7 protein-coding genes, 1 tRNA gene and 1 pseudogene are annotated in these 7,507 nt (G+C 70.2%); 6 read left to right on the forward strand and 3 right to left on the reverse strand.

Going from position 1 to position 7,507, the window contains the following annotated elements; all coding sequences use genetic code 11:
• Window positions 1–1,948, reverse strand: a pseudogene (locus tag RIF89_RS09140) (AAA family ATPase); the annotation flags it as partial.
• Window positions 1,949–2,167: 219 nt separating this feature from the next.
• Between RIF89_RS09140 and RIF89_RS09145 the strand changes: the two are divergent.
• Together RIF89_RS09145 and RIF89_RS09150 are read left to right on the forward strand one after the other, a co-directional pair.
• Window positions 2,168–2,722 carry a methylated-DNA--[protein]-cysteine S-methyltransferase gene (locus tag RIF89_RS09145; protein ID WP_309068811.1) on the forward strand — a complete coding sequence of 185 codons (555 nt, stop codon included), beginning with the start codon at window positions 2,168–2,170 and terminating at the stop codon, window positions 2,720–2,722.
• A complete protein-coding gene (locus RIF89_RS09150) occupies window positions 2,719–3,342 on the forward strand; it encodes a DNA-3-methyladenine glycosylase I (protein WP_309068812.1) in 624 nt (207 codons plus the stop codon). The genes RIF89_RS09145 and RIF89_RS09150 overlap by 4 nt, the downstream gene beginning before the upstream one ends.
• Before the next feature lie 101 nt (window positions 3,343–3,443).
• Here RIF89_RS09150 and RIF89_RS09155 read toward each other — a convergent pair whose 3' ends face one another.
• Window positions 3,444–5,093, reverse strand: coding sequence for a cation acetate symporter (locus RIF89_RS09155; protein WP_309068813.1), 1,650 nt, complete (start codon window positions 5,091–5,093; stop codon window positions 3,444–3,446).
• A complete protein-coding gene (locus tag RIF89_RS09160) occupies window positions 5,090–5,440 on the reverse strand; it encodes a DUF485 domain-containing protein (RefSeq protein WP_375294459.1) in 351 nt (116 codons plus the stop codon). The genes RIF89_RS09155 and RIF89_RS09160 overlap by 4 nt, the downstream gene beginning before the upstream one ends.
• A 142-nt stretch (window positions 5,441–5,582) precedes the next feature.
• Here RIF89_RS09160 and RIF89_RS09165 point away from each other — a divergent pair, with 142 nt between their 5' ends.
• The 4 genes from RIF89_RS09165 (at window position 5,583) to RIF89_RS09180 (ending at window position 7,502) form a co-directional block, all read left to right on the forward strand.
• Complete coding sequence (locus tag RIF89_RS09165; protein WP_309068815.1) at window positions 5,583–6,443, forward strand: LuxR C-terminal-related transcriptional regulator; 861 nt, start codon at window positions 5,583–5,585, stop codon at window positions 6,441–6,443.
• A gap of 95 nt (window positions 6,444–6,538) precedes the next feature.
• Window positions 6,539–6,883, forward strand: a complete 345-nt coding sequence (locus RIF89_RS09170) for an Lsr2 family protein (RefSeq protein WP_309068816.1) — start codon at window positions 6,539–6,541, stop codon at window positions 6,881–6,883.
• 171 nt (window positions 6,884–7,054) lie between these two features.
• Entirely contained in the window at window positions 7,055–7,336 is a 282-nt protein-coding gene (locus RIF89_RS09175) for a Fe-S cluster assembly protein HesB (protein ID WP_309068817.1), read from the forward strand.
• 94 nt (window positions 7,337–7,430) lie between these two features.
• Window positions 7,431–7,502, forward strand: a tRNA-Arg gene (locus tag RIF89_RS09180).
• The last annotated feature ends 5 nt before the right edge of the window (window positions 7,503–7,507 follow it).

A 7,507-nucleotide genomic window follows, 5' to 3' on the forward strand; every position in this document is an offset into this window, starting at 1 on the left:
CGCGGCCGAGGGCGCGATCCAGATCCGCCAGCTCGGCCTCGACGCGCTGCCACTCGACCTGCACGTCGGCGAGGCCCAGCGGGATGTCCGGGATCGTCCCGACGTCCACGAGCTTCTGCCACTGCGCGCGCTGGTGCTGGATGCGCACGAGCGCCTCGTGCATGTCCGCGAGGTGCACTCCCGGGCGCAGGTACTCCTTGGCGAGCTTCTTGAGGCGCCGGCGCGCGGCGCCCGTCAGCTGCGCGTCGCGACGCGGACCGTACGCGCGGATCATGTCGGCCAGCGGCCGCTCGAACACGGTCGGGCTGAACCGGTCGAGCGAGTCGCGGATGCCGTGCAGCAGCCGCAGGAACTCGCCGAGCTCGTCGATCGTCGTGAACGGGCGCATGCGCGTCTGAGCGATCAGCTCATATCCGCGCTCGAGCAGCTCGGGCACGCTCTTGTGGTGCAGCTTGCCGGCCTGCTCGTGGGCGCGGCGCGCCTCCTCGGTCGTGGCGAACGTGACGCCGTACCAGGGCGAGTCGTCGGGCCCGACCTTGAACTCGCCGAGCCGTGCGGCGAGCGCGAGCGTCTTGCTCGCCGAGGTGCGGTCGCCGGCGAGCGCCTCGAGGGCGCGGATGCCGAGACGGGCAGAGGTCGACGGCGGCTCGGGCAGCGACGCGAGCTTGGTGAGCGCGCGGGTCGCGTCGAGCACCGAGACGCCGAGCCTGTCGTGCGTGCGCGTGAGCGCGCGGCGGTAGTCGCGCAGCACCGTGCGCAGGCGCACGAGCGCGTCGTCGATCTCGGCGACCTTCGGCTGCTCGGCCTTCTCGTTGCGGCCGATCGCGCGGATGAGATCGCGGCGCAGGTCGGACGGCGAGACGGCGAGTCCGTCCAGTCCGATGCCCGCCAGCCGGTGGCGCACACCGTCGAGCGTCGAGCGGCGCGCGCTGACGACGAGCACGCGCTTGCCGGCGCGCACGAGCGAGCCGACCGCGTTGATGACGGTCTGCGTGCCGCCCGTTCCGGGAAGGGTGTGGACGACGAGCGATTCGCCCGCGGCGATCCGCGCCAGCACGCTCTCCTGCTCGGCGTCCGCGTCGAGCAGCAGCGTGTCGGCCGCGGGCGCGCGCTCGTCCGGGTTCGGCACCGCGGCGGGCGTGACGTCCGCGGCGAGCGCGGCGAGGTCCTCGGGGTGGCCCGCCAGCGCGTTCAGCAGCGGGTGGTCGAGGCGCACGCAGTCGCGCGCCATGGCGCCGCCCACGTCGGCGAAGGTCGACACGATGAGGCGGGGCCGGACGGAGAACGTGTCGACGTGCGCGAGCGCGGCGCGCAGGTGGTCGATCACGGGCTGGGGCTTGAACACGCCCTCGCCGTACGCGAGCGCCGCGAGCGCGTCGCCGTCGAGGTCGATGCCGAAGTGATCTCGGGCGGCGCGCACGAGCTCGGGGTTCACGCGGAACTGGCCGTGCAGCTTCAGCTCGAAGTCGGTGTGGTGGCGGCGGATCGCGAGCGGGCGCAGCAGGACGGGCGCCGCGAACTCCTCGTCGGCCACGCGCCACACGGCCATGCCGACCGCGAGACGGACGGCGTCGATGCCACGCACGGTGCGCAGCTCGAGGTGCTTCGTCGTGATCCGCTCGGCGGCGATGCGCGCGGTGCGCAGGGCGACCTCGTCGCGGAACAGGTTCGACAGCAGCGTGGACTTGCCCGTGATGAACTGCGGCAGGCTGCCGGGGTGCGCCTTGGTGATGTCGATGCCGGCGGCCGCGGCCTCGGCTCCGGGCGCGCGGCCGGTCTCGAACGGGAAGTGGAGCAGCGGTGACGGGCCCCCGAGGTCCGCCGCCACGGCGCGCAGCCGTTCCCGCTCGGGGTCCGCGACGTGCGCGACCACGACCCCCGGCTCGGCCACGCCGAGATCGGTCGGGGTCACGATGGTCCCCGTGTCATCCGCCACGATGCGATCCATCGCGGCGCTGCCTTCTGTCCGCCACACGTGAGTCAGGGTAGGTGCGGGCGATGGTAATGATGCGCGGGTGACGCGGAGTTTCGCCGGATTGGCGTGGCGGACGCCCTCCCGCTCTCCGGGCGTGTGGAGCCTCGTCCACACCCCGCCTCACGTGCCGACCTCCTCCCCCGGGGCGCCGAGGACGGCACCGGTGTCGGCGACAGCCGTCAGGATGGGGGCGTGACCCTGCGCTACGACCTCGCCGCGACGCCCCTCGGTCTCGTGACGGCCGTCTTCTCCGACGCCGCGGTGCTCGCGCTGCACGTGGCGGATGACACCGACCGCTGGGTGTTGGAGATGCTCGCGCGGGAGCACGGCGTGGTGCCCGACCACGTGCCCGGATCGGGCGGCGCGCTGTTCGCGCAGCTGGAGGAGTACTTCGACGGTGAGCGCGAGTCGTTCGACGTCGCGCTCGACTGGAGCCTGACGCGCGGCTTCGGCCGCGACGCCCTGCAGGAGGTCTGCCGGATCCCCTACGGCGAGACCGCGAGCTACGGCGAGATCGCCGAGCGCGCCGGGCGGGCCCGCGCGCACCGGGCGGTCGGCACGGCCTGCCGCACGACGCCGTTCTCGCTCGTCGTCCCGGTGCACCGCGTCATCCGATCCGACGGCTCGCTCGGCGAGTACGGCGGGCGGCCCGAGAACAAGCGCTACCTGATCGACCTCGAGAAGCGGGCTGCGCCGAGCTTCGCGATCCCGGTCGCGCCCCTTCCCCCGAACGGAGACGACTTTTGACCGACACCGACCCCTCCCCTGAACTCGTCACCGGTTCCGACGGCCTGGCGCGTCCGCTGTGGGCCGCGCGCGACCCCCTGCTGCAGGCGTACTACGACACCGAATGGGGGATGCCAATTCGCGACGAGCAGGGGCTCTTCGAGCGCCTCAGCCTCGAGGGCTTCCAGTCGGGCCTGTCGTGGGCGACGATCCTGCGCAAGCGGCCGGCCTTCCGCGCGGCGTTCGCAGACTTCGACCCCGACATCGTGGCGGAGTACGACGACGCCGACGTCGAGCGGCTGATGGCGGATGCCGGCATCGTGCGCAACCGCGCGAAGATCCTCGCGACGATCGGCAACGCGCGCGCGACGATCGCGCTGCGCGGCACCGTGGGCGACGGCGGCGGGCTCGCCGAACTCGTGTGGAGCTTCCGCCCGGACGTGACACCCGCCCCGCGCTCGTACGCCGAGATCCCGTCGTCGACGCCCGAATCGATCGCGCTGTCCAAGGAGTTGAAGCGCCGCGGGTTCCGGTTCGTGGGGCCCACGACGATGTTCGCGCTGATGGAGGCCGTCGGCATCGTCGACACGCATCTCGTCGGCAGCCACCGCCGCGGCTCGAGCGGCGTGTGGGCATCGTGAATCGGCACTCCCCCGCGAAGACGACCGAGCGCCGGTCCGGAGGCGAGTAGGCCGCCCCGGGCCGGCGCTCGGCGCCGTGCTCGTCGTTCAGCGGTGCGCGGTCAGTGCTGCACCGCCTTCTCCGCGCCGTGACCCGTGAGCGAGCGCACCTCCATCTCGGCGGCGAGCTTCGGATCCTCCGAGCCCTTCTTGGACGTGATCGATCCGATCCAGCCGAGCAGGAAGCCGACGGGGATCGAGATGATGCCCGGGTTGCTGAGCGGGAAGATCGCCGTTCCCTCGCCGGTCTTCAGCACGCTGGTGGGGCCGCCGAAGAACACGGGCGAGAGCACGATCAGCACGATCGCGCACAGCAGACCGCCGTACATGCTCCACACGGCGCCGCGGGTGGTGAAGCCGCGCCAGAACAGCGAGTACAGGATCGTCGGAAGGTTCGCCGACGCCGCGATCGCGAACGCGAGCGCGACGAGGAACGCGACGTTCTGGCCCAGCACGGCGATGCCGCCGACGATCGCCAGCGCGCCGATCACGAGGATCGTGATGTTCGCGACCTTGCGCTCCTCCCGCTCCGTGGCGGCGCCCCGCTTGATGACGCCGTTGAAGATGTCGTGCGAGAACGAGGCAGCGGCCGTGATCGTCAGGCCGGCGACGACCGCGAGGATCGTCGCGAACGCGACCGCCGAGATGATCCCCATCAGCACCGGTCCGCCGAGCGCCTGCGCCAGCAGCGGCGCGGCCGAGTTCACGCCGCCCGGCGCCGCGAGGATCGTGCCCGAGCCCACCAGGCCCGCCGCACCGAAGCCGAGCACGAGCGTCAGCAGGTAGAACAGGCCGATCAGCATGATCGCCCAGACGACCGACTTGCGCGCCTCCTTGGCGGTGGGCACCGTGTAGAAGCGCATCAGCACGTGCGGCAGACCCGCGGTGCCGAGCACGAGTGCGAGACCCAGCGACAGGAAGTCGATCGGGTTCTTGTACTGCAGGCCCGGGTCGAGCACCGAGGCGCCGCCCTTGATGGCGTCCTCGAGCGCCTTCGCGGTCTCGGGGTACGTCTGGGTCTGCGACGCGTCGATCGCGGCGGCGAACAGATCCACGCCCTGGATCGCGAGCACCCAGATGGTCATCACGACCGCGCCGCCGATAAGCAGGAACGCCTTGACGATCTGCACCCAGGTGGTGCCCTTCATGCCGCCGATCAGCACGTAGCCGACCATGAGCACACCCACGACCGTCACGACCGCGGCCGTGCCGATCGAGTCGGTCACGCCGAGCAGCAGGGCCACGAGGCCGCCGGCTCCCGCCATCTGCGCGAGCAGATAGAAGAAGCACACGACGAGCGTGCTGATCGCCGCGGCCATGCGCACGGGACGCTGCCGGAGGCGGAACGACAGCACGTCCGCCATCGTGTACTTGCCGGTGTTGCGCATCAGCTCGGCGACGAGCAGCAGCGCCACGAGCCACGCCACGAGGAATCCGATCGAGTAGAGGAATCCGTCGTATCCATACACGGCGATGGCGCCGCAGATGCCGAGGAAGGACGCGGCAGACAGATAGTCGCCCGCGATCGCGAAACCGTTCTGCGTTCCCGAGAACGACCGTCCGCCCGCATAGAAGTCGGCGGCGGTCTTGTTGTTCCGAGAGGCGCGAATGACGATGAAGATCGTCACCGCGACGAAGATCCCGAAGATCGTGATGTTCAGGACCGGATTGTTCTGCGCGGCGGTATCCGCCGATGCGAAGACGGCGTTCACGCGCGTGCCTCCTGGTTCTCGAGGTCCTCACGGATGGCCGCCGACTTGGGGTCGAGCTTGTTGTTCGCGAACGACACGTACCAGAGGGTGATGCCGAAGGTCGTCACGAACTGACCGAGGCCGATCAGCAGTCCCACATTGATGTCGCCGATGACCGGCTGCGACATGAAGTCCTTCGCGAATCCCGCGAGCAGGACATACACGAAGTACCACACGAGGAAGAATGCGGAGAGCGGGAACACGAATGAGCGGTGCGTGCGCTTCAATTCGCGGAATCGCGGCGAGTTCTCCTCCGCGATGTAGTCGATGCGTCCTCTGGTGGATGCACCGGGGGGCGTGTCTGTCACGAGGCCTCCTTGCCACATGTCGAGAACCGCGGAGCTCCTTCGCTCCGAGGCGCACGGCCATGCGCGGGCGCACGGCCGGTGATAGCTTCGACGCTACGAAAGACGGCAAAGGGGCCGTCACCCCCGAAAGTAGGTACCCCTGTTGACCCTGCAGCAGGACATCGCGGACGACCGCCGGCTCGTCGGTGACGCGGTGCGCGAACTCGCCCGGCGCACCCGGTTCCCCGTCGCTTTCGGCGGCCTGATCGAGAACGGCGTGGCGCGCATGACGGCGTTCGTCGGCAACCACACCGATGCTCTGGAGGGCCTGACGGTGCGCCCCGAGCGCGGGCTGGGCGGGCGCGCGATGGTGGAGCTCCGCCCGAGGATGACCGGTGACTACCGCACCGCGCGTCAGATCACGCACGACTACGACGTCTACATCCTGGGCGAGGGCATCGGCACCCTGATGGCCGCTCCGGTCATCGTCTCCGGCAAGGCGCGCGGCGTGCTCTACGGCGGTGCCTGGAGTCGTTCGAGCATCGGCGGCGTCGCGGCCGCGCCCGCCGTCCGGGTCGCCGAGGAGCTGGCGACCGAGCTCGCGCGTCGCGACGAGGCACGACGGCGCCTCGAGGACACCCCCGCCGCCCCCTCCGACCTCCTCTCCCCCAGCCATCGCGAAGAGCTGCGGGAGAGCTACGCCGAACTGCGGGCGATCGCCGCGTCGATCGACGATGCCGCGATCCGGTCCCGCCTGGCCGATGTCGAACGACGTCTCGCCGCGCTTTCCGGATTCGCCGAGGCGCCGCGCACCGAGCCCATTCCGGAGGTGCGTCTGTCGCCGCGCGAGATAGACGTTCTCGCGCGCGCGGCGCTCGGCGAGACGAATGCGCAGATCGGAGAACTGCTGGGCCTGCGGGAGGGAACCGTGAAGGCATATCTGAGTGCGGCGATGGCGAAACTGGATGCCTCGACTCGTCATGCCGCGGTGGCGCGGGCGCGCAAATGGGGGCTGCTGCCATAGCAGAAAGTCGGCGCGCACGATTCCGCTTTCTCCGGTGTGCCTTATGGGCAGTTGCTTCCCTGAAATATCTCTCTTTAGCGCGCTATCATCGCGCCATGGCCCGGAAAATCGTTCACCAGCTCGTCGACGACCTCGACGGCACCCTCCTCGAACCCGGCGAAGGTGAGACCGTTCTCTTCTCGCTCGACGGCAAGAGCTACGAGATCGACCTGACTGCGGATAACGCGCAGGCATTGCGAGACGACTTCGACAAGTACATCTCGGCCGCCCGTCGCATGTCGTCGGGAACCTCGGCCTCGGCTTCGCCGCGCGGCCGCCGCCGCAACGGTCAGACCGATTACGGCCCCGTGCGCGAATGGGCGAAGAAGAACGGATACACCGTCTCCGAGCGCGGCCGCGTTCCCGCCGCGATCATCGAGGCGTACGAAGCCGCCAACTGAGTTCTTCCTCGCGAAGCGTCGTCCCCTCGGCTATGCCGGCGGGGCGACGCTTTCTCTTGTACCTCGACGCTTCTGCAGTGCCCGGTGTGTATCCCCTGGGTGTCGCGGGCGAGCCTTGCAATCGGCGTCGATTCTCGGAATCGTGGCCGGTCCCGAGGGAAGGAGAGCCAGATGCTCACGCTTACCGAGAATGCCGCAGACGCGGTTCGCACGATCGTCTCTCAGACGCCGGACGCCTCGACCGCGGGGCTCCGCATCCAGGGCACGAGCGCATCGGCCGAGGGCTACGCGCTCACGCTCGCCCCGTCGCCCGAGCAGGGTGACACGGTCGTCGAGAACGGCGAGGCCCGGGTGTTCCTCGAGCAGCCCGCCGCCGAGGAGCTCGACGACAAGGTGCTCGACGCACAGGTGACGCAGGAGGGCGTGCGCTTCGCCCTCGCCCTGCAGCAGTAACACGTCGCCACGCGCGCATGCGGCGCCGCCCGGATCCTTCCGGGCGGCGCCGCGCCGTGTCCGGGCCGCGCGCCCCGGTAGACTTGCCGGGCCAGCCTCTGTAGCTCAATGGAAGAGCAGTTCCGTCCTAAGGAAACGGTTGGGGGTTCGAGTCCCTCCAGGGGCACAGTC

It is taken from the genome of Microbacterium sp. (assembly GCF_031178525.1).
Classification (GTDB): domain Bacteria; phylum Actinomycetota; class Actinomycetes; order Actinomycetales; family Microbacteriaceae; genus Microbacterium.